At 63.5% G+C, this 20,334-nt stretch carries 27 protein-coding genes; 11 read left to right on the plus strand and 16 right to left on the minus strand.

What is annotated here, in order from left to right; all coding sequences use genetic code 11:
- Positions 1-26: 26 nt before the first annotated feature.
- A complete protein-coding gene (locus tag AACG97_RS16385; protein ID WP_115294264.1) occupies positions 27-1,136 on the minus strand; it encodes a Gfo/Idh/MocA family protein in 1,110 nt (369 codons plus the stop codon).
- A 138-nt stretch (positions 1,137-1,274) separates the two neighbouring features.
- Positions 1,275-1,499: a hypothetical protein gene (locus tag AACG97_RS16390; protein WP_009685524.1), complete on the minus strand. Its 225-nt coding sequence runs from the start codon at positions 1,497-1,499 to the stop codon at positions 1,275-1,277.
- A 193-nt stretch (positions 1,500-1,692) separates the two neighbouring features.
- On the opposite strand from AACG97_RS16390, the gene AACG97_RS16395 reads away from it, so the two are divergent.
- The 3 genes from AACG97_RS16395 (at position 1,693) to AACG97_RS16405 (ending at position 4,173) form a co-directional block, all read left to right on the plus strand.
- The gene (locus AACG97_RS16395; RefSeq protein WP_158622665.1) at positions 1,693-1,836 is read left to right on the plus strand and encodes a hypothetical protein; all 144 of its coding nucleotides are present in this window, start codon (positions 1,693-1,695) and stop codon (positions 1,834-1,836) included.
- A 91-nt stretch (positions 1,837-1,927) separates the two neighbouring features.
- Positions 1,928-2,269 carry a hypothetical protein gene (locus AACG97_RS16400; protein ID WP_064314493.1) on the plus strand — a complete coding sequence of 114 codons (342 nt, stop codon included), beginning with the start codon at positions 1,928-1,930 and terminating at the stop codon, positions 2,267-2,269.
- 116 nt (positions 2,270-2,385) lie between these two features.
- Positions 2,386-4,173 (plus strand): thiamine pyrophosphate-requiring protein, encoded by a 1,788-nt coding sequence (locus AACG97_RS16405; protein WP_125854262.1) that lies wholly within the window; start codon positions 2,386-2,388, stop codon positions 4,171-4,173.
- 78 nt (positions 4,174-4,251) lie between these two features.
- On the opposite strand, the gene xth is transcribed toward AACG97_RS16405, so the two are convergent.
- From xth to AACG97_RS16420, 3 genes are all read right to left on the minus strand, one after another.
- Positions 4,252-5,046 carry an exodeoxyribonuclease III gene (gene xth, locus AACG97_RS16410; RefSeq protein ID WP_009685527.1) on the minus strand — a complete coding sequence of 265 codons (795 nt, stop codon included), beginning with the start codon at positions 5,044-5,046 and terminating at the stop codon, positions 4,252-4,254.
- Entirely contained in the window at positions 5,043-5,285 is a 243-nt protein-coding gene (locus AACG97_RS16415) for a hypothetical protein (RefSeq protein ID WP_009685528.1), read from the minus strand. The genes xth and AACG97_RS16415 overlap by 4 nt, the downstream gene beginning before the upstream one ends.
- A 178-nt stretch (positions 5,286-5,463) precedes the next feature.
- Positions 5,464-5,736 carry a PepSY domain-containing protein gene (locus AACG97_RS16420; protein WP_047149911.1) on the minus strand — a complete coding sequence of 91 codons (273 nt, stop codon included), beginning with the start codon at positions 5,734-5,736 and terminating at the stop codon, positions 5,464-5,466.
- Between the two features lie 178 nt (positions 5,737-5,914).
- Here AACG97_RS16420 and AACG97_RS16425 point away from each other — a divergent pair, with 178 nt between their 5' ends.
- Entirely contained in the window at positions 5,915-6,454 is a 540-nt protein-coding gene (locus AACG97_RS16425; RefSeq protein WP_197885299.1) for a type 1 glutamine amidotransferase domain-containing protein, read from the plus strand.
- 73 nt (positions 6,455-6,527) lie between these two features.
- Here AACG97_RS16425 and AACG97_RS16430 read toward each other — a convergent pair whose 3' ends face one another.
- Positions 6,528-7,415, minus strand: coding sequence for a MerR family transcriptional regulator (locus tag AACG97_RS16430; RefSeq protein ID WP_197885300.1), 888 nt, complete (start codon positions 7,413-7,415; stop codon positions 6,528-6,530).
- A gap of 153 nt (positions 7,416-7,568) precedes the next feature.
- Here AACG97_RS16430 and AACG97_RS16435 point away from each other — a divergent pair, with 153 nt between their 5' ends.
- The 7 genes from AACG97_RS16435 (at position 7,569) to AACG97_RS16465 (ending at position 13,069) form a co-directional block, all read left to right on the plus strand.
- A complete protein-coding gene (locus AACG97_RS16435) occupies positions 7,569-8,015 on the plus strand; it encodes a PAS domain-containing protein (RefSeq protein WP_125854260.1) in 447 nt (148 codons plus the stop codon).
- Positions 8,016-8,115: 100 nt separating this feature from the next.
- Positions 8,116-8,538: a nuclear transport factor 2 family protein gene (locus AACG97_RS16440; RefSeq protein WP_009685533.1), complete on the plus strand. Its 423-nt coding sequence runs from the start codon at positions 8,116-8,118 to the stop codon at positions 8,536-8,538.
- Positions 8,535-9,287, plus strand: coding sequence for an SDR family NAD(P)-dependent oxidoreductase (locus AACG97_RS16445; RefSeq protein WP_009685534.1), 753 nt, complete (start codon positions 8,535-8,537; stop codon positions 9,285-9,287). The genes AACG97_RS16440 and AACG97_RS16445 overlap by 4 nt, the downstream gene beginning before the upstream one ends.
- Positions 9,288-9,290: 3 nt before the next feature.
- On the plus strand, positions 9,291-10,538 hold the full coding sequence (locus AACG97_RS16450; RefSeq protein WP_232554966.1) for an NAD(P)/FAD-dependent oxidoreductase: 1,248 nt from the start codon (positions 9,291-9,293) through the stop codon (positions 10,536-10,538).
- Complete coding sequence (locus tag AACG97_RS16455) at positions 10,535-11,344, plus strand: DUF1365 domain-containing protein (RefSeq protein ID WP_225786245.1); 810 nt, start codon at positions 10,535-10,537, stop codon at positions 11,342-11,344. Before AACG97_RS16450 ends, AACG97_RS16455 begins: the two co-directional genes overlap by 4 nt.
- Positions 11,319-12,581, plus strand: a complete 1,263-nt coding sequence (locus tag AACG97_RS16460) for an SAM-dependent methyltransferase (protein ID WP_029887146.1) — start codon at positions 11,319-11,321, stop codon at positions 12,579-12,581. Before AACG97_RS16455 ends, AACG97_RS16460 begins: the two co-directional genes overlap by 26 nt.
- A complete protein-coding gene (locus tag AACG97_RS16465; RefSeq protein WP_033690927.1) occupies positions 12,581-13,069 on the plus strand; it encodes a DUF2878 domain-containing protein in 489 nt (162 codons plus the stop codon). The genes AACG97_RS16460 and AACG97_RS16465 overlap by 1 nt, the downstream gene beginning before the upstream one ends.
- Here the strand turns inward: AACG97_RS16465 and AACG97_RS16470 are convergent.
- The 10 genes from AACG97_RS16470 to AACG97_RS16515 form a co-directional block, all read right to left on the minus strand.
- Positions 13,010-13,189 (minus strand): DUF2256 domain-containing protein, encoded by a 180-nt coding sequence (locus AACG97_RS16470; protein WP_009685540.1) that lies wholly within the window; start codon positions 13,187-13,189, stop codon positions 13,010-13,012. The two genes, AACG97_RS16465 and AACG97_RS16470, sit on opposite strands and share 60 nt — an antisense overlap.
- Positions 13,186-14,712, minus strand: a complete 1,527-nt coding sequence (locus tag AACG97_RS16475; RefSeq protein ID WP_009685541.1) for a cryptochrome/photolyase family protein — start codon at positions 14,710-14,712, stop codon at positions 13,186-13,188. The genes AACG97_RS16470 and AACG97_RS16475 overlap by 4 nt, the downstream gene beginning before the upstream one ends.
- 8 nt (positions 14,713-14,720) lie before the next feature.
- A complete protein-coding gene (locus AACG97_RS16480) occupies positions 14,721-15,026 on the minus strand; it encodes a DUF6482 family protein (protein ID WP_009685542.1) in 306 nt (101 codons plus the stop codon).
- The gene (locus AACG97_RS16485) at positions 15,023-15,565 is read right to left on the minus strand and encodes a DUF3833 domain-containing protein (protein WP_029887143.1); all 543 of its coding nucleotides are present in this window, start codon (positions 15,563-15,565) and stop codon (positions 15,023-15,025) included. Before AACG97_RS16485 ends, AACG97_RS16480 begins: the two co-directional genes overlap by 4 nt.
- A 1-nt stretch (position 15,566) precedes the next feature.
- Positions 15,567-16,109 (minus strand): chalcone isomerase family protein, encoded by a 543-nt coding sequence (locus tag AACG97_RS16490; RefSeq protein WP_029887142.1) that lies wholly within the window; start codon positions 16,107-16,109, stop codon positions 15,567-15,569.
- Positions 16,110-16,192: 83 nt separating this feature from the next.
- On the minus strand, positions 16,193-17,557 hold the full coding sequence (locus AACG97_RS16495; protein ID WP_033690926.1) for a sensor histidine kinase: 1,365 nt from the start codon (positions 17,555-17,557) through the stop codon (positions 16,193-16,195).
- On the minus strand, positions 17,554-18,216 hold the full coding sequence (locus AACG97_RS16500; protein ID WP_054903833.1) for a response regulator: 663 nt from the start codon (positions 18,214-18,216) through the stop codon (positions 17,554-17,556). Before AACG97_RS16500 ends, AACG97_RS16495 begins: the two co-directional genes overlap by 4 nt.
- Positions 18,217-18,218: 2 nt before the next feature.
- On the minus strand, positions 18,219-18,860 hold the full coding sequence (locus AACG97_RS16505; RefSeq protein WP_029887140.1) for a hypothetical protein: 642 nt from the start codon (positions 18,858-18,860) through the stop codon (positions 18,219-18,221).
- Positions 18,857-19,663 (minus strand): SDR family oxidoreductase, encoded by an 807-nt coding sequence (locus AACG97_RS16510; RefSeq protein ID WP_115294255.1) that lies wholly within the window; start codon positions 19,661-19,663, stop codon positions 18,857-18,859. Before AACG97_RS16510 ends, AACG97_RS16505 begins: the two co-directional genes overlap by 4 nt.
- A complete protein-coding gene (locus tag AACG97_RS16515; protein WP_115294254.1) occupies positions 19,650-20,330 on the minus strand; it encodes a TenA family transcriptional regulator in 681 nt (226 codons plus the stop codon). Before AACG97_RS16515 ends, AACG97_RS16510 begins: the two co-directional genes overlap by 14 nt.
- Between the last annotated feature and the right edge of the window lie 4 nt (positions 20,331-20,334).

A 20,334-nucleotide genomic window follows, 5' to 3' on the forward strand; every position in this document is an offset into this window, starting at 1 on the left:
CCTCCCCGGGCGCGCAGCCACCGGCTTTATTCAGTAGGCGATTCAGTGTTGATCATCGGTGCCGCCTCTGCCAGCGCAAAGGCCCGGCGTTGCTCACGCCGACGGGCAAACGCACGCGCAGGCAACGGCTCCAGGCGCTGTGGCTGGCCAGTCAGCAAGGCGCGCTCGATTGCCGCCACCACCCGCACGTCGCGCCAGCCTTCCTCACCGTCAGGTTCCGGCATTTCGTTGCGCAGAATGCAGTCGGAGAAATAAGCGGTCTCCCCGGCAAACTGGTCGACAATCGGGTTGACGTGCACACGCGTTTCGCCACCGATCGTGGCACGGTAACTGATAGCGACCCCTTCCCCGTAGCCGAAGCAAGGCGAAGCTTCGATCTCGCCTTCTGTACCCAACAGCTGGAAGCGTTCGGTGTCTGGCAACGTGTAGCTGACGGTGAACTGCGCCAGCCGCTCTTCGGGAAAGCGCAGGCTCACAGTGACCGTGTCCCAGGTTTGCAGGGTGCTGCCCGGCGAGTGGACCCCCGCCGCGCTGACCTCGATCGGTTCGGCATTGAACAACTGGCGGACCATGTTCAGCGGATAAGGGCCCATGTCGGGCACCGGCCCGGCAGCAAAACCGTTCTGTGCCCGGTGGTTGCCAGGTTTGACCCGTTGGGTGAAGGTTGAGGTAAACAACCGCGGGTCGCCGAAATGGCCTGCATGCACACGCTCGATCATGTCCAGCGTGCCAGGCTCGCAGTGCAAGCGGTAGGCAATCATCAGCTTTGCCCCCGAGCGGTTCGCCGCCTCGATCATCGCTTTGCAATCCGCCTCGCTGGTGCCCATCGGCTTTTCCAGCAGCACGTGGATACCGGCCTCCAGTGCGGGGATCACAAATTCGCGATGGCGGAAATTAGGTGTAGCAACATACACCGCGTCCACCTCACCGGCGCTTAACAGCGTCGCATACTCCTCGTAGGCATAGGCTTTGAGCCTATATTGGGCGGCCAGGTGAGCAGCCTTCTGCGCATCGCCGGTGACCAGTGCGGTGATTACCGAGTTGTCGGTCTGGCCGATGCCGGGCATGAACGCGCCTTGGGAAATCGAACCACCGGCCACTACGCCATAGCGGATCTTGCCTGCTGCGGTAGGCATTGAGCTGTTCCTTTTCATCGGGATGGTTGAGCGCTTGAGCCATCAATTCGGGCGAGCCGATGGGTGGAGAAAATCCAGATATCGGCCTGCCCCAGGGCTGGATACGTGGTCCTGATCAGAACCGTGACGTGCGTTTGATCATTCGCGCAGCTTTCCATCGACCTGCGCCAACTGCCGCTTGATGGCCTCGGTTTCTGCTTCCTGCTCTTTGATGGACGTGGGCGTAATCACCTTGTCAACCGCTTCGGTCTTGGGGTCGGGTTTCTCGAGCACAGGCCCAGGCACCTGCTCGCCACGTTGTGCCTCTTCCGAGGAAACGGGGCGTGGAACCTTGTCGCCGGTCTTGCCATCGGTGTGTTTCATGAGTTTCTCCTCAGCTACGTCAGGTGTATTCAGAAGAGCATGCAGGCTGGCAAAAGTTTGATTTGCCTTCCCTCAAGGCCAAGCGCCGGCGTTGCCGAATGGTCAGTTCGTGTACCCATGGGCAGATTGAATGGAACGGTCAACGCGGCCACACCGCCTAACGCCGTACCCACTCACCCACAGGAGAACCACCATGATCGACCCTTCTCATCCCGACCCCTATGTTGACGAGATACCCCACAACCCCGGCGAGCCGGTACCCGAACCCGAGCCACCGAGGCAGGCGCCCGATTGGCCGGAAGACCAGGTTCCGCCTGAGGAACAGTCCGACGGTTGAATCCAGCGTTGCGCCATCCGTCGGCAGCAACGCACGGGAGGTGCGCTGACCAGGACCAAATAAAGGTGATCAACCTCGATGGAGACTCACCATGAAGACTCACAAGCCCCACACGCTGTTTTTGGCGCTATGCCTTGGAGCCAGTGCGCCGCTGGCCCTGGCCGCCACCGACATGAATAACCAGCGTGCCCCTGCTACCCACACGGATGACAGCGGCCACATGAACGGCAACGGCGGCGCTACCGGGTCCGGCACACCAAGCGATGGCATGGGTACCGGCGCCGGCGGTACCGACAGCAATGACACGGATAAAACAGGTGGAGATGGCACCACCCAGGGCTCGGGTAGTGGCGGGACAGGGAACGGCACCGGAATGGGTCAGGGTGGCGGATCTGGCACAGGTGGCAGCGGCGGGAATGGCGCCGGTGGTTGAGCCAGCCAGCCGTAGCGCGGTATGTGCCCACTCGGGTGGCCCGCGCGCACTCACTTGAAACTTTACCGCCAGCTGCTCAGTCCAGACCCCTATCGATCACGCCTAGGGGGAACATGATGAGCAGCACAGTAGGTGACTTTCTGGTGGAGCGTCTGCACCAATGGGGTGTGCGGCGTATTTTTGGCTACCCTGGCGACGGTATCAACGGGGTGTTCGGTGCCTTGCGGCGGGCTGAGGGCAAGATCCAGTTCGTGCAGGCACGGCATGAGGAAATGGCCGCATTCATGGCCAGTGCACACGCCAAGTTCACCGGTGAACTTGGCGTGTGCATCGCAACTTCCGGCCCAGGCGCTTCGCACCTGCTGACGGGCTTGTATGACGCGCGCATGGATCACCAGCCGGTTCTGGCGATTGTCGGCCAGCAGGCGCGCGCCGCGCTCGGCGGGCACTATCAGCAGGAGCTCGACCTGGTGTCGATGTTCAAGGACGTTGCCGGGGCCTTCGTGCAGCAGGCGTCAACGCCAGCGCAAGTGCGGCACCTGCTTGACCGCGCGGTACGCACTGCCGTCGGCGAGCGCCGGGTTACCGCTGTCATTCTCCCCAACGACTTGCAGGACCTGCCCTATGAGGACCCACCGCGTGCCCACGGCACCGTGCACTCCGGCGTTGGCTACAGCAAGCCCAAGGTGGTGCCGTTCGCAGCCGACCTGCAGCGCGCCGCAGAGGTGTTGAACGCGGGGCGCAAGGTGGCGATACTGGTGGGAGCAGGCGCGCTGCAGGCCAGCGAACAGGTGATGGCGGTGGCTGAAGCACTGGGTGCTGGCGTGGCCAAGGCGCTGTTGGGCAAGGCGGTATTGCCCGACGACCTGCCGTGGGTGACCGGGGCGATAGGCCTGCTAGGCACCGAGCCCAGTGCGCACCTGATGAACGAATGCGACACTTTGCTGATGATCGGTTCCGGCTTCCCCTACGCCGAATTCATGCCCAAGGAAGGCCAGGCCCGTGGCGTGCAGATCGACCTGCAGCCGGACATGCTCAGCTTGCGCTACCCGATGGAAGTCAACTTGGTGGGGGATGCCAGCGAAACACTGCAGGCCCTGCTGCCGCTACTGGAGCACAAGACCGATCGGCGCTGGCGGGCCAAGGTCGAAGGCTGGCGCGGCAAGTGGGACAAGACCTTGGCCAAGCGGGCCATGGCCAAGGCAGACCCCATCAACCCGCAGCGGGTCGTGCACGAACTCTCCCCGCGCCTGCCCGACCATGCCATTGTCACCAGCGACTCGGGTTCCTGCGCCAACTGGTATGCCCGCGACCTCATGGTGCGCCAAGGCATGCAGTGTTCGTTGTCAGGGGGCCTGGCGAGCATGGGCGCGGCGGTACCTTATGCCATCGCCGCCAAGTTCGCCCACCCGCAGCGTGGCGTGGTCGCGCTGGTAGGTGACGGCGCGATGCAGATGAGCAACCTGGCCGAGCTGATTACCGTTGCCAAGTACTGGCAGCAATGGGACAACCCCCAGTGGATCTGCGCGGTGTTCAACAACGAAGACCTCAACCAGGTCACCTGGGAACAACGGGTCATGGAAGGCGACCCGAAGTTCGAGGCTTCACAGTCAATTCCGGATGTGCCTTATCACCTGTTCGCCATCTCCATCGGCCTGCAGGGTATCTACGTGGAGCGGGAGGCGGATATCGCCGACGCGTGGGAGCGGGCGCTGGCGGCTGACCGGCCTGTGCTGATCGAGTTCAAGACCGACCCGAATGTGCCTCCCCTGCCCCCACACATCAAGTTGGAGCAGGCCAAGAACTTCGCCAGCAGCCTGCTCAAGGGCGACCCTGACCAGGCCGGGGTCATCGTGCAGGCGGCCAAACAGGTGCTCAGCTCGGTGCTGCCGGGCAAGAAGTAACGCACCACGTGACTGCGCTACCGGAATGGGCCTCGGCTGTTCCGGTAGCCACCGAGGCAGAGCGCTTTGCCCGTTGCCTCAGTTGCGGCGGCGGCCGCCCAATTCGACCCACACAGGGGCGTGATCGCTGGCCTTGGCCTCATTGCGCACCCAGGCATCTACCCCCGCCCCTTTCAGGTAAGGGGAGAGCTCGCGGTTGAGCAGCAGGTGGTCGATGCGCAGCCCGGCGTTACGCGCCCAGTGGTTGCGGAAGTAATCCCAGAAGGTGTACACGCGCTCGTCCGGGTACAGGTGGCGAACGGCATCCGTCCAACCTTGCGTCAGCAGATGCTCGAAACAGGCACGGGACTCTGGCTGCAACAAGGCATCCTTGAGCCAGGAACGTGTGTCGTAAATGTCCAGGTCCGTGGGCACCACGTTGAAATCACCCGCCAGGAGCGCTGGGTGCCCATTGGCATAGAGCGTTCGCGCATGCTGGATCAGGCATTCGAACCAGCGCAACTTGTAATCGAATTTCGGCCCAGGCTGCGGATTACCGTTGGGCAGATACAAGCACCCGACCAGCACCCCATGCGCCGCTGCTTCCAGGTAACGGCTCTGGGTGTCGTCCTCCATGCCTGGCAGGCCACGGCGCACCTCCAGCGGCTCGCTGTCACGCGCCAGAATGGCCACGCCGTTCCAGGCGGGCTGGCCCTGATAAACACAGCCGTAACCTGCCGCTTCAATTTCCTGGCGCGGAAACTTGTTATCGGCGGCCTTCAACTCCTGCAGGCAGGCGATGTCGGGCCGTTCGCGCTTCAACCACTCCAGCAACGCAGGCAAGCGACTGCTGATGCCATTGATGTTGAACGTGGCGATGCGGAGGTTTTTCATGCGTCAGGGTCATTCACGTGGGCCTGAACTGCGTCTTCCAGCGCTCGCACATGGGCTTCGTCGGCCAGTGCCTTGAGCGCCAGCCAGTCGTCCCAGTCGAGTGTGCCATCGTCGCGCAGTGCCTCGGCGGTGCGCAGCAGTTCATGGTGGTAGGCGTCTGGCGATTCGCTGCGGTAACTGACGTCGTCGTACTGCGCGTACCACGCTGCCAGCTCGGGAATGCTGCGTTCGATACTCATGGCGCTGCCCTCGCTCAATCATTATGGGTGAGAGCACCTCGAGCGCGCGATGTTCAGTCCGGGTGCATCGGCGGTAGAGCGCGGCCGGTCACTGCGCAACAGAACGGCGCAGGAACCGGCCCCAAAAAAAACCCGTGCTCCAGGCACGGGCCGCTCAGTGAGCAACACCCGCTCTGGATCAGTTATCCAGTTCGTCCTTGACGACCTTGCCGTCGCGCGGATCGACCTTGAACTCGTACTGCTTGCCATCGGCTTTGATGCCCTCACCTTCCCAATGGCCGTCATCGGCCTCGATCTTGGTGATTTGCGTGTAGCCAGCGCCCTTCAGCGTCGCTTCCGCCTGGTCTTTGCTCACCTTCCAGTCAGCACCAGGCTGGTCCGCCCACGCCGCCGTACTGCCTAGCGCGGTCGCCAGCGCCAGGCCAGTGAACAGTCGAGTCATCGTCTTCATCGCCAACATCCTTTTTCATGAAAGTTAGCGGTACGACTGGCGGCCGCACCTCAGCGTTCAGTTTTGTTTCGGGGGCATGGATGCGATGTCATCAGCCAGCACCGCCGGTGAATTGCGTTGGAACTTCGCGGCGGGACGATGGCCTCTTTCTCAGGCCTATCGAAAACGGAGAATCACGATGTACGACAAACTGAATGGCAAACGCGTGGCATTCCTGGTGACTGACGGTTTTGAACAGGTCGAGTTGACCGGCCCACGTGAAGCCCTGGAACAAAAAGGCGCGGTGGTCGATATCCTGAGCGAAAAGGACGGCACGGTACGCGGCTGGAACCATGACAAACCGGCTGACGAGTTTACCGTGGATGCCACCTTCGAGAGGGCGCAGGTGGACCTGTACGACGCCATTGTGTTGCCGGGCGGGGTGCAGAACTCCGATACCATCCGCCTGATCGAGGGCGCGCAAGCGCTGGTGAAAAGCCACGCTGCGGCAAACAAGCCACTGGCAGTGATCTGCCACGGGGCCTGGCTGCTGATATCGGCGGGCCTGGTAAAGGGCAAGCGGATGACCAGCTACCAGACCTTGCAGGACGATATTCGCAACGCCGGGGGCGAGTGGGTGGATGAGAAGGTGGTGGTAGACGGCCACCTGATCAGCAGCCGCAAGCCGGACGATATCCCGACCTTCAACGATCAGTTGATCAAAGCACTGAGCGAATGAACCGCGTCAGCCAAGGCAGGCTGAGGTCGCGTTGATGCTGTGAGTTTTGCGCACCCGGTCATGCAGCGGGTGCTCAAAGCTCCAACCGGCCTGCCAGCAAGGCACTCAGCACCCCGGCAAGGTCATCGCCCTGTTCATCCAGCAGCCGCAAGGGTATGCCTTGCAAGACCGATTGTGACCCGGCGAGGTCCGCACCGACCAACGCCAGCGGGCACGCGACATCCATCTGCAAGGCGCGCAGCTGGCGGGCCAGTGTTGCGCTCACCGAGCCCTGTACGGCAATCACCAACGCTGCAGGCTGCACGGCGGCGCAGACCAGCGCCAGCTCTTCCAGTGGCTGATCACAGCCAAGCACGTCAATGCGCTGTTGCTCGCTGCTCAGCAACAGACCGGTGCACAGCAACTGCGCTTCAGCATGCCCTTCAGTGCCCGCCATTATCACGCGCGGCGCATTGGCCTGGTTCATCTGCAGGCGCATCAGTAGGCGCGCACGCAAGAAATTATCGAAGAACACCCATTGGCTGCGTTGGCCGAAGGCTCGCCCGGCGGCCAGTCGCTGCCAGACCGGCATCAGCACTTCGCGCAGCACCGTCGCCTTGGGCAACAACGTGAACAGCTGGCCATGCAGCGCATCCAGCGCTTGGGCATCGAACGCCTGGGTAGCACGCAGCAGCGCTGCGCGCCATTCGGCAAAGGCCGAATCCGACTGCACGGCGGCTTTCGGCTGGGCGGCGAGGCGCTCACCGACCTTGCTGATCGGCAGCCCATGGTTGGTCCAGTGCAGAATGTCGCGGATACGCTGCACGTCCTCGGCCGTGTACAGCCGGTGACCACCGTCGGTGCGCTGCGGGCGGAGCAAGCCATGGCGCCGCTCCCAGGCGCGCAGGGTCACCGGGTTGATGCCCGTCAGGGTGACCACATCGCGCATGGGCAGCAGGTCGGCTTGAGTAGTATCAGTCATTGCACGGGTCGTCCGGGAAGTGCCCCATTCTAAACCGATACACACCTTCTGCGCAGTGCCGAACTGGGTCATCATGCAGCAAACTGCGCGCGAAGCCCTGCACAGAGGCTACGCTGCGCTTACTGAACATGACATTTGCGTAGGTAGCGCTACATGATCACTGCAAAACTCCTGCAACTGATGGTCGAGCAATCCAACGACGGCATCGTCGTAGCCGAGCAGGAAGGCGAAGACAGCATCCTCATCTATGCCAACACAGCTTTCGAGCAACTGACGGGCTACCAGGCCAGGGACATCCTGTACCAGGACTGCCGCTTCTTGCAGGGCGCCGACCATGACCAGGAAGCCGTACAGCGCATCCGCGAGGCGATTCGTGACGGCAAGCCGTGCCGGGAAGTCCTGCGCAACTACCGCAAGGATGGCAGCCCGTTCTGGAACGAATTGTCCATCAGCCCAGTGTTCAACCAGGCGGATCAACTAACCTACTACATCGGCATTCAGCACGATGTTTCCCGGCAGGTAGAGGCCGAGGCGCGGATCAAGGCGCTGGAAGCCGAGGTCGCTGAACTGCGGCAGCAGTTGGCGCAACGCGAAAGCTGAAATAGCTATACAAAAACTTTGACTTGTACAATTTTTGTCGTAGGCTTCGAGTATACCTGTACAACAATCGGGTGTTGTACAGGATTGTCCGGAGCCGAGCATGTCCGCTTACCTGCAGCAGTTCGCCGAACGCTTTGCCCACCTTGACGTGGACAGCCTCGATTCACTGAACACCCTGTACAGCGAAGACGTTGTCTTCCGCGACCCCCTGCATCAAATTCACGGGCTCGACGCCCTGCAGGCCTATTTCGCCCAGTTGTACGCCAATGCCCGCGATATCCGCTATGCCTTCGCCGCGGCGGACGAGGTGCTACCTGGCCAGGGTTACCTGCGCTGGACCCTCGAGTTTCGTCACCCACGGCTGGCACGGGGCGAACCGATAACGGTGCAAGGCTGCAGTTTTCTGCAGTGGCGTGACCGCGTCCATTTTCACCAGGATTTCTTCGACGCCGGCGCCCTGTTGTATGAGCACGTTCCACTGATGGGCGGGGCCATTCGCTGGCTCAAAGGCAGGCTGGCATGAGCCGCTGCTGGTTGACAGGCGCTAGCAGCGGCCTTGGCGCAGCCCTTGCGCAAGCGCTGCTGGAACAAGGGCACCAGGTCGCGTTGGGTGGCCGTCGCAGCCAGGCACTGCTGCCGTTGGCCGAGCGGTATCCGGGGCAGGTGCTGTTGGCCGAGGGCGACATTGCCGACGCTGCACAAGTGGCACAGATGGCCGCCCGCATCGAGCAAGCCTGGGGTGGGCTGGACATGGCGGTCTTCAATGCAGGCACTTGTGAATACCTGGAGCCCGGCCACTTCGACCCGGCGCTTGTCGAACGCGTGGTACGCACCAACCTGCTGGGCGTGAGCAACTGCCTGGCCGCCGCCCTGCCCTTGCTGCGGGCAGGCGTGCGCCCGCACCTGGTGGTGGTCGGCAGTTCGGTAACCTGGCTGGCCTTGCCGCGTGCCGGAGCCTACGGGGCGTCCAAGGCAGCCGTGCGTTACCTGGTGGAGTCGCAGCGGATCGACTTGGCACGCGAGGGTATCGACGTGACGTTGGTCAGCCCGGGCTTTGTCGATACGCCGTTGACCCGCCGCAACGACTTCCCCATGCCGCAACTGTGGTCTGCCGAGCGCGCGGCACAACATATTGCCAAGCGCTTGCCCCGGCGCCCGCTTGAAATCAACTTCCCAAGCCTTTTCACCTGGGGCCTGCGTGTGCTCGGGGCCCTGCCCCCGCGTCTGCGCCTGGCCCTGGGCCTGCGCTTGGCCCGCCACGAACAGGACTGACCCATGCGCATCGCCATTATTGGAAGCGGCATTGCCGGCCTCACCTGTGCCTACCTGCTCTCCCGTCGCCACGCGGTCACGGTGTTCGAAGCCGCGAGCTGGGTCGGCGGCCACACCCACACCGTGGACGTGGACTGGGCAGGCGAGCGCTATGCCATCGATACTGGCTTCATCGTGTTCAACGACTGGACCTACCCGAACTTCATTCGTTTGCTCGAGCAACTGGATGTGGGCTCACAACCCACGCAGATGAGCTTCTCCGTAAACGACCCACTCAGCGGCCTGGAATACAACGGTCATAGCCTCGACACCCTGTTCGCACAACGCAGCAACCTGCTGTCACCGGGTTTCTGGGGGATGCTGCGCGAAATCCTGCGCTTCAACCGGCAGGCTATCGCCGACCTGGATGCAGGGCGCATAGACGATCACACCACGCTGGGCAGCTATCTTCAGGCGCAAGGCTACGGGCAACGTTTTGTCGATCACTACGTGGTGCCCATGGGCTCGGCGATCTGGTCGATGTCCCGGGCCGACATGCTGGCTTTTCCGTTGCAGTTCTTCGTGCGCTTTTGCCGCAACCACGGCCTGCTGTCGGTCAGTAAGCGGCCGCAATGGCGGGTGATAGAAGGTGGTTCACGCAGCTATATCGGCCCGCTGAGCCGGCGGTTTGCCGAACAGGTACGGCTTGACTGCAAGGTTCACCGGGTCGACCGAGACCAGGATGGGGTGACCCTGCACAGCGCTGCCGGCACCGAGCGCTTCGACAAAGTGGTATTCGCCTGTCACAGCGACCAGGCCCTTGCCCTGCTGCAGGCACCGAGTACACAGGAGCAGGCAGTACTGGGCGCCATCGGCTACGCCGACAATGATGTGGTGCTGCACACCGACACCCGCCTGCTGCCCCGCCGGCGCAAAGCCTGGGCCAGTTGGAACTACCGCCTGGCCGGCGACGGTCAGGCACCGGCCGCGCTGACCTACAACATGAATATCCTGCAAGGCCTGCAGGCGCCGGTGACGTTCTGCGTGAGCCTGAACCAGACCGCCCTGGTCGACCCCGCCCAGATCATCGCCCGCTTCAGTTACGCCCACCCGCAATACAGCCTGGCGGCGCTGGCCGCACAGGCCCGGCATGCGCAGCTGCAAGGCGGTCAGCACAGCTATTTCTGCGGGGCCTACTGGGGCAACGGCTTTCACGAGGACGGCGTCACCAGCGCGCTGCAGGTGGCCAGCCATTTTGGGGAACAGCTATGAACAGCGGTCTGTGCCTGGGCTGGCTCAGCCACCGGCGCCTGAGCCCGCGGCCGCACGCCTTCCGCTACCGGGTCGGCATGTTCTACCTGGACCTGGACGAGCAAGCCTGGCTGATGACCCTGTCGCGCTGGCTACGGCGCTCGCGCCTGGCGCCGCTGAGCTTCCGTGAAACCGATTACCTGCCGGCCTTTACCGGCCAAGGGCAATCGCTGGCCGGCGCCGCGCGGCGGTTGGTGGGCCGGGCCACGGGCCAGGTGCCGGAAGGACCGGTACGCCTGCTGACCCAGCTGCGTTGCTGGGGACTGGCGTTCAACCCGGTGAGTTTCTACTTCTGCCACGACCGCGATGGGCACCTGGCGGCAATCCTGCTGGAAGTACGCAACACCCCTTGGCGAGAGCGCTTCCACTATGTGCTGCCCGTACAGGGCGGGCTGGCGCAGCCGTTCGCGGTGAACAAGGCCTTTCACGTGTCGCCGTTCATGCCGCTGGACATGGACTACCGCTTGCGCTTCCACCTCGACGAGAGCCGGGTGCGCATCCACATGGAAAACTGGCAAAGCGGCCACAAGGTCTTCGAAGCCGACCTGGCACTACGGCGCCAACCCTTGGACCGCCCCGCCTTGCACCGCTACATCCTGGCCTTCCCCTGGATGAGCCTGCGCACCCTGACGGGCATCTACTGGCAAGCCCTGCGCCTGTTCTGCAAGCGCACGCCTATTCACGACCACACCGCCAGCCAGGCTGACCTGGCACTTGGCCAACCTTGCGAGGACTCCGATCATGTCGAATCCCACCCTGAGCGTTAGCAAGTCAGCAGGCATCGCCCCTTGGTTGGGCGCGCTGGCGCGCAACGCTGTGCTGGCACAGCTGGGCAAGTTGCGCCATGGCCACCTGCGTGTGCTCTGCCATGGGCAACAATGGGCCTTCGGTGATGCCGCCAGTGCCCTGCAGGCGGAGGTGGAAATTCTCGATGATGCTGCCTGGAACCTGCTGGCGAGCAATGGTTCGATCGGTGCCGGTGAGGGTTATATCCATGGTTACTGGCGCAGCCCGGACCTGGCCCTGGTCACGCGGTTGTTCGTCGCCAACCTTGAGGTGCTCGACGCCCTGGAAGGGGGCCTGGCGCGGTTGGGCCGGCCCGCCCTGCGCCTGCTGCACCGGCTCAACCGCAACAGCAAGCGCGGTGCGCGACGCAACATACTGGCCCACTATGACTTGGGCAACGCACTGTTCGAACAGCTGCTGGACCCGACCATGATGTACTCGGCTGCCCAGTTCGAGCACCCCGACCAACCCCTTGAACAGGCCCAGCTTCGCAAGCTGCAACGCATCTGCGAAAAGCTTGAACTGGGCCCGGAAGACCACCTGCTGGAGATCGGCACTGGCTGGGGCAGCCTTGCCATCCATGCGGCCAGCCATCATGGTTGCCGGGTCACCACCACCACCCTGTCACAGGCCCAGTACAGCCATACCCTGCAACGGGTCAAAGACCTGGGGCTGGAGCGGCAGATCACGGTGCTGCAGGAGGACTATCGCGACCTGCGCGGGACATTCGACAAACTGGTGTCGATCGAGATGATCGAGGCTGTAGGCCACCGCTACCTGCCCACGTACTTCCGCCAGTGTGGAGCGTTGCTCAAGCCCGATGGCCTGATGCTGATCCAGGCGATCACCATTCGCGACCAGCGCTATGCTCAGGCACGGCGCTCGGTGGACTTCATCCAGCGCTATATTTTCCCCGGCGGCGCCCTGCCCTCGCTCAGCGTGCTGGTCGATACGGCCAGCCGCCAGACCGCGCTGAACCTGGTTCACATGGAGGATTTCGGTGTCGACTATGCCCTGACGCTGCGGCACTGGCACGACAACCTGAAGCAGTCGCGCGCCGCGCTCGCGGCGTTGGGTTATGACGAGACGTTCCAGCGCCTGTGGGAGTTTTATCTGTGCTACTGCCAGGGCGGCTTCGAAGAGCGTGCCATTGGCGTGGCGCAGCTGTTGTGGGCGGCGCCGAACGCGCGTCGCGCGCCACTGCCTGTACCAGCGTGATGGTTACCCGCGGCCAGATTGCCAATGCGCTGTGGCTGCAATTGGGCTGGTGGTTGTGCATATGGGGTGCCAGCACACCTGGGGTGCTGGTGCTGTTACCTGTGGGCCTGGCGCTACACCTGTGGACATGCACACAGCCGCGGGCAGAAGCGTGGGCGCTGTTACGCGTAACCCTGGTTGGCTGCCTGCTGGACAGCCTGCTTGGCAGTTTTGGCGTATTTGATTTTCATGCCTGGCCGTTACCCTTGTGGCTGGCATCGATGTGGTTGGTGCTGGCCAGCGGTTTGCGCCACAGCCTGGCCTGGGCTGGTCGGCCGTTTTTGCGCGGTGCCGTGGTCGGCGCGGTTGCCGGCCCCCTGGCATATCTGGGCGGCGCCAGGCTGGCCGATGTCGCGCTGCCCCTGGGGCCTTTGGCAACCACCCTGGTTCTAGTGCCGATCTGGGCCTTGGCCCTGCCCTTGCTGGTGCGCCTGGCCGCGTGGCGCTGATCGGCGACAGCGCTCGGAACAATAGCGCACCTCGTCCCAGCAACGCGCCCAGCGCTTGCGCCAGGTGAATGGCCGGCCACACACCACGCACACCTTGCTTGGCAGGTTTTGCTTCTTCACAGCGGCCTGCCTGCATCCAGCTCGGCGAGCAACTGCTCGCCACGTTGCCACACACCATCACGGCGCGCGGCAGCCATGCGGTCGAGGTTGCGGTAGACCATTGCCAGGCGCGGGTTGGCTGACAGGCGTTGACGGTGGCGGATAAGAAAATGCCAGTACAGCGCATTGAACGGGCAGGCATCGGCTTCCACCACCTTGTCTACCCGATAGCTGCAGGCCTTGCAGTGGTCGGACATCCGCTGGATGTAACGCCCACTGGCGCAATACGGTTTGGAGCCCAGGTAGCCACCGTCGGCATGCATCACCATGCCAAGCGTGTTGGGCAGTTCGACCCAGTCGAACGCGTCGATGTAAACCGCCAGGTACCATTCACAGATGGCGGCAGGCGCGATGCCTGCCAACAGCGCAAAGTTGCCGGTCACCATCAGCCGCTGCACGTGGTGCGCATACCCAAGCCGCAGCGTTTGCCCTATCGCTTGCGCCATGCAGCGCATGCGGGTGTTGCCGGTCCAGTAGAACTCGGGCAAGGCGCGGGCGTTGCCGAAGTGGTTCAATGTGGCGTAGTCGGGCATGCGCAGCCAATACACACCGCGGACATATTCACGCCAACCGATCAGTTGGCGGATGAAGCCTTCGGCGGCGTTGAGCGGCACCCTGCCTTCGCGCCAAGCCTGTTGCACGTCTTCGCACAACTGCCGCACATCGAGCAAGCCTATGTTCAGGGCCGCGCTGATGCGTGAATGGAAAAGATACGGCTCACCTTCGGCCATGGCGTCCTGGTAGTCACCGAATGCCGCCAGACCGAAGTCGAGAAAATGCTGCCACAGCTCACCCGCCTGCTGCTGGGTGACGGGGTACTCGAACCCGTCTATCTCGCCATAATGGTCGCCGAAGCGCTGGCGTACCAGCGCCATCACCGCCAGGGTAATGGCATCGGGCGTGAAGCGCGCCGCGAACGGAGCGCCCAGGTTGCGAGGCAGTGGTTTACGGTTTTCACTGTCGAAGTTCCAGGCGCCCCCGGCAGGGCTGCCGTCGGGCTCCAGCAGCAGGCCGCACCGCTTGCGCATACCGCGATAGAAATGCTCCATGCGCAACTGCCGGCGACCCTCTGCCCAGCGCGCGAACGCCTCACGCGAGCACAGAAAGCGGGTGTCGCGGTGCCATGTCAAGGGCAGCCCGGACTCGCGCAACCCGTGCTCGAGCCTCCACTCGCCACATTCGGTGAGGTCGATCTGCGCCGCGCCAAGCCGTTCGCGCCAGCGGCGCAGCTCACCGACGATGGTGCCGCTGTTGTCGCTGTCATCGATCGGTACGTAGTGCACTTGCCAGCCGCGCTCGCGCAGCGCCTGGGCAAAGTGGCGCATGGCGCTGAAAATGAGCACGATCTTTTGCGGGTGATGGGGCACATAGCGCGCCTCGCCCTCCACCTCTGCCATCAGGATAGCGTCGTGGGCAGGGTCCAGTGCCTTGAGGCTTGGCAGCTCCAGCGATAACTGGTCACCCAGCACCAGACCCAGGCGCACGGGGCGGCCTACCACTGGCTGGCCAGTGTAATCGGCACGCGCAACGGTGCAATGGGGCCGTCGCGTTGCCCGCACATCTCATCATGCACCAACTGCTGCACCAGCACGCATGGCACCTCGGCCATGTCAGCCAGCAAATCGCGCAGTTCGGTAGTGGAGCGCAGGCGCACAGGCTGCCCCTGCGCATCGCTCAAGGTAACCGGGCCGGTTGCGGTCATGGCACGCAATACGTAGAAGCCGCCTTCCAGCGAAAGCACTTCAAGCTCTTCGATTTCGCCAGCATCCACGTGCTGGGCCAATGCATTCAGGTTCATGGCGTAGCCTCCGGCAGGCGGCGGAAGAACAGCGTGATCTGGCCGATCTCCACACCTAGTTTGCTCATGCTCGAGCGGTTGATCAGCGTGTCGTCATCCATCAGGTACATCCAGTCGTCCAGGTCCACCTCCCAGTGCTTGCCGTCCACCGGCAAGTCCAGCCGGTAGCGCCAGCGCAGCGCATTGCCCGCCACTTCGCCACGGGCCTCGCCGATCACGTCGCCGGCCGTGCCACGCCAGCGCCCAGGCCCGTCCGGCACCAAGGTCCAAGTGCGCTGTTGGCGCGTGCCGTCGCTGTACACGAAGTGCTCGTCGAGAATCAGCCGCTCACCTTCCCGGCGGCTGTCGATGCGCACATGAAACCGCTTGACCACCTCGCCGGAACGCTTCTGGAACATGCCCCAGGCCTGAACCGGCCGGGAGAAGAACGCCGCCAGGTCGAGCTTGGGTTGCTCACCGGCATAATGCTCGACCCCCACGTTGCCGCAACTGCCCAACAGCAGGCAGCCAACCAGTAACAGCGCTTTGCCAACGTTCATGTCACGGCTCTCCATCGGTGCCGGCCAGCCCGAGCAAGCGCTGCCGTAATTGTGGGTCCCTGGCATTCGGGCCGAGCCAGATGGCGAAGAATGCCCGGGCAAAGACAGGGTCGGTGATTTCGCGGCTGAGTTTGCCGTCAACGTAAAAACGGCAGCCTTGGCCCGGCAGGTAAACACCTGTTATGCGCATGCCAGGGCGTACGTCGACGAATGCCTGTTGCAGCAGCGCGGTCAGTTGCGCGCTGCGTTGCGCCGTCATGCTGCCCCCGTCGAGCCTGCGCATTTCTGCAAGGCTGGCTTCGACCAAAGTGTCTCTGGACAGCGAGCGGTGGTAACGCAGCTCCAGCGCGAACGGCTCATCCCAGCGCTGCACGGGGCCGGCCGCCCACAGCCGCGCACTGTACAAACGCAGGCCCCACCAGCTGAAATCGCCTTCACCCAGCCGTTGTGCGGCCGGCACATCCGAGCGCCAGTCCGCCACAGCCGCCGTGGCCAGAGCGGTCAGCAACAGACACAGGGATGTGAATCGGGCTGGGACTGCCATGCTGGCCTCGGCTGCCATGACCAATATTGTACAAACATAGCACCTTGTACAGGTTTGTCACCCTCAATGTACAGCTTTTTGCATCAGTTAAAAGGCAGCCGCAGGGTTGCTGCCAAGCCCCCGCTCGGTCGGTTCTCAAGGTGAACATGCCCGCCCAGGCGGTCAATGATGGTGGCGACAATGGACAGCCCCAGCCCGGCACCGTTGGGGCTGTTACGGCTGTAGAAGCGCTCGAACACGCGCGCTATGTCAGCCGGCTCGATACCTGGCCCTTCATCCTCCACGATCAGCTCGAAACGGTTTTCCAGGCGCCTGAGCAGTACGCTGATGCGCCCTCCCGGGGGCGAGTGCTCGACGGCGTTGGAAACCAGGTTCTGGAACGCGATGGTCAACGCACCGGCGTCGATGCCCAGGTGGTGATCACCCTCACCAATATCCAGCGATGGCTCCAGGCCGCGGTCGAGTATCCAGGGAGTCAGCTCGGCCATGGTGTCGGTGACCACCTCACCCAGGTCGACCTTGACCGCGGCGTGCTGGCCCAGGCGCGGCTCGACACGGGCCAGGGTCAGCAACTGGTTGACCACCCGGGTCAGCCGGTCCACACCGCCAATCAGAAAGCCCAGCGCCTTGCGCCGTTCGGCCTCGCTCGCGGCCTCGAGTGCGTTCTGGGCATGCAGGCGCAACACCGCCAGCGGCGTGCGCATCTCATGGGCCGCGTCGGCAATGAAGCGGTGTTCGCGCCGCAACATGTCTTCGATCTGCGCCAGCAGGCGGTTGATGGCCGCTTGCATGGGTTCCAGCTCCGAGGGCAATGGCGCCAGGCGCAAGGGTTCGAGTGAATCGGCGTGGCGTGCGCGAATGACCGTGGCCATGTTCTGCAAGGGGCGCAGCCCCCAGCCGATCGCGACCCAGACCAGCAACACCAGGGCCAGGCTGCCGAGCAGGAAGGGGAACAAGGTATGGCGCACGATCCGGTCGATCAGGTCGTAGCGCACATCATCACGTTCACCCACCCAGATGACCCAGTGCTTTTCCGGCACCGGTAACACGAAGCCGCGCCATTGCCGGTCACCACTGGAAAAGTCGTAAAACCCAGGTTCGGACGGCGGCAGCGACAGCTGCGGGGCACTGGGTGTATGCACCAGCAATACGCCCCCCTCACCCCATACCTGGAATGCCAGCTTGCTTTCGTAGGGGTGGCCAACCCGATGGTGGCCGGCCTGGGCCAAGGCGTCGTTGAACGCCTGGTACATGGCCTCGCGCGAGCCGCCCTGGACCGGCAGGCTCATGACCCCCTGCAGCAGGCGGGCATTCTGCGCCAGGTGGGCGTCGTACACTTCGTTGATCTCATGGCGACTGTCATGATAGTTGTACAGTGTCAGCAGGCCGGTCCCCAGCAGCAACAGCAGCATGACCCGCCACAACGTCCTTCGCCGCAACGAGGTCATGCCTTGCCCTCGACCAGGTAGCCAATGCCCCGCACCGTGCGGATCAGGCCGTTGTTGAGCTTTTTGCGCAGGTGGTAGATGTGCACTTCCAGGGTATTGCTCTCGGGCTCTTCATCCCAGCCATACAGCAGCTGGGTCAGGCGTTCGCGGGTGAACACCTTGCCCGGCTGCGCCAGCAATTCATGCAGCAAGCGGTACTCCTTGGGGGTCAGTATCACTTCCAGCCCTTGGTAATGTACCTGCTGGGTAGCGGGGTCGAGCATGACCCCGGCATGCTCGATCAATACCTTGGCACGCCCGGCGCTGCGCCTGAGCAATGCCCGCAAGCGGGCCTTCAGCTCGTTGAGGTCGAACGGCTTGATCAGGTAGTCGTCAGCGCCAGCATCCAGCCCGGCGATGCGATCATCCAGGGCGTCCCGCGCGGTGAGGATCAGTACCGGCAAGCTATTGCCAGCGCCTCTCACGCGCCGCAGTACCTCGATGCCATCCAGGCGCGGCAAGCCCAGGTCCAGGATGGCCAGGTCGAATGTTTCATGCAGCAGCGCGTGCACGCCATTCTGGCCGTCGCGCAACCAGTCGAGCGTATAACCCTCCTGGCGCAAGCCATCGCAGATTCCCTCCCCCAGTGCGGTATCGTCCTCAACCAGCAGTAGCCGCATGTTCAGTCCTGTTTGTCCTTGATTGCCTTGAGTAAAGCCGCGATATCCGCCCGCCGGCCTTGGTCCGCCAGCTCACGCCCCGGCCGCGGCGGCGCCTGCATGGCCTTGTGCAAGGCAGCAGTGGCTTCAGCGTAGCGCTTTTGCCGGTACAAGTGGTCGGCCCAGAAATAGTTGCTGTCGATGCCGTTGGGGTTGATCTTCAGGGCTTCGCGCAACAGCTGGTCCGCCTTGTCGCCGTCACCGAACCCTATCGGCCAGCCCGGCACCTGGTCGTAAAGCGTGCCAAGGCTGGTATAGGCCGAGCCCTGCAGGGCATCAGGGTCCAGCTTCATGGCCTGCTCCAGGCTGGCCTTGGCTGACTTGACCTTGCCCAGCGCACCGAGCCCACCCACGGCGCCAGCCCAGCTGCTGTTGATGATGCCTTCCCAGATCAGCGGCTCGGGGGTGCCGGGGTGCTGCCTGACGAATGCCGCCGCCTCACCGGACAACTTCTCGAAAGCATCGGCACGCTGGGCCTTGGGCGTCTGATACTGGATTTGTGCCCAACGCTGTTGCAGCGCGCTGAGCTGCTGGTTTCCGGCTGGGTCCAGTGCCCAGGTGAACGGGGTGAACGCCAGCAGGCTGACGAAGGCCAGTCGCTTCATTTGCTCGACTCCTTGATATGGCCGCCAATGTAGCGGCGAATGACAGGCAATTGCTTGCGCAGGGCACGGTCGACCACCCCTGGCAACATGCCGTTGATGCGTACGAAGAGCTTTTCCGGCCACCCCAGGTACAGCTCGCTGCGCTCCGACTGGACGGCTACGAGCACGGCGCGGGCGACATCGGCCGGGTCGTCCATGCCGACCTTCAGCGCCTGGTTGAGCGCGGTGGCGGCGCTGCTGTTCATGGTGGTGCGGGTGGCACGCGGGGCGGCATACAGCACATTCACCGAGGTATCGGCCAACTCACGGCGCAACGCCTCGGAAAAACCGCGCAGGGCGAACTTGCTGGCACAGTAGGTGGCGTAGCCGGGGTAGCCGATCGAGCCGTAAGTGGAACCGACATTCACCACCAGCGCCTTGGGTTGCTCGCGCAGCAGGGGCAGGCAGGCACGGGTCAGCTGCAGGGGCGCCTTGATGTTGATGTCGAGCAATTCATCCAGCGCGTACTCGTCCAACTGGTCCAGCAAGGCAAAACGGTTTACACCGGCGGCATTGATCAGCACATTGACCCCGCCCATTTCACGGGCGCGGCTGACCACCTGTTCACGCCCGGTCGGCGTACGCAGGTCGGCCGTTTGCCAACGCAGGCGCTCAGGGTAGCGGTTCATCAGCCCCGCCAGCTTACCCATGTGCCGGCTTACCGCCAGGACCCGGGCACCGGCTGCACACAATTGCTCGGCCAGTTCCAGGCCGATGCCGCCACTGGCCCCGGTCAGCACCACCACCGACTCATGCAAGCGCATGCTGCACCTCGGCATGCTCAGTGCGTGGCAAACCTTCGAACATGGCGGTATACAGCTGGTACACCACCTTGGCGGCGTGCAGCACCGCCTGCTGGTCGGCCACGTCGTCCAGCCGGTCCATCAGGCTTTTGTAGGTGACCATGTGGTCCTGGTCCAGCGCGCCGTGGGAACTGAGGTAGCTGAAGGCCTGGTTGGGCAACCCGAGGGTGCTCTGGATCGCCCCGGCAGCATGAGTGGCCAGGGCGATGCTGGTGCCCTCCAGCACGTTGACCATGCCGAACAACCCCACCGGGTTGCCCCGTGCGATAAGGTCGTACAGATAGGCAACCATCAACTCGATGGGCAAGGCAGGCCGGCCGTCGCGTACCGCCTCCCAGTCACCGCCACAGGCCTTGATATCGTTGAGGATCCACTGCTCGTGGCCGTACTCCTCCTGGATGTACTCGCACACCGCGCCGCGCAACCACTCCAGCCGCGCCGGCAGCCGCGCGCCGCACGCCATCATCAGCGGTACGGTATGGCGCACGTGGTAATAGGCCTGGGTGAGGAAGGCGATGTAGCTGGCCCGGCTGACCTGGCCGGCCAGCGCCTCGCGAATGACCGGCACGGCGAACAAAGCCTGACGTTCGTAGCTGGTTTGCAGCTGCAGGGTGTCGAAAAATGACATGGTA

Source organism: Pseudomonas sp. Nvir (assembly GCF_963778085.1).
In the GTDB taxonomy this organism is placed as follows: domain Bacteria; phylum Pseudomonadota; class Gammaproteobacteria; order Pseudomonadales; family Pseudomonadaceae; genus Aquipseudomonas; species Aquipseudomonas juntendi.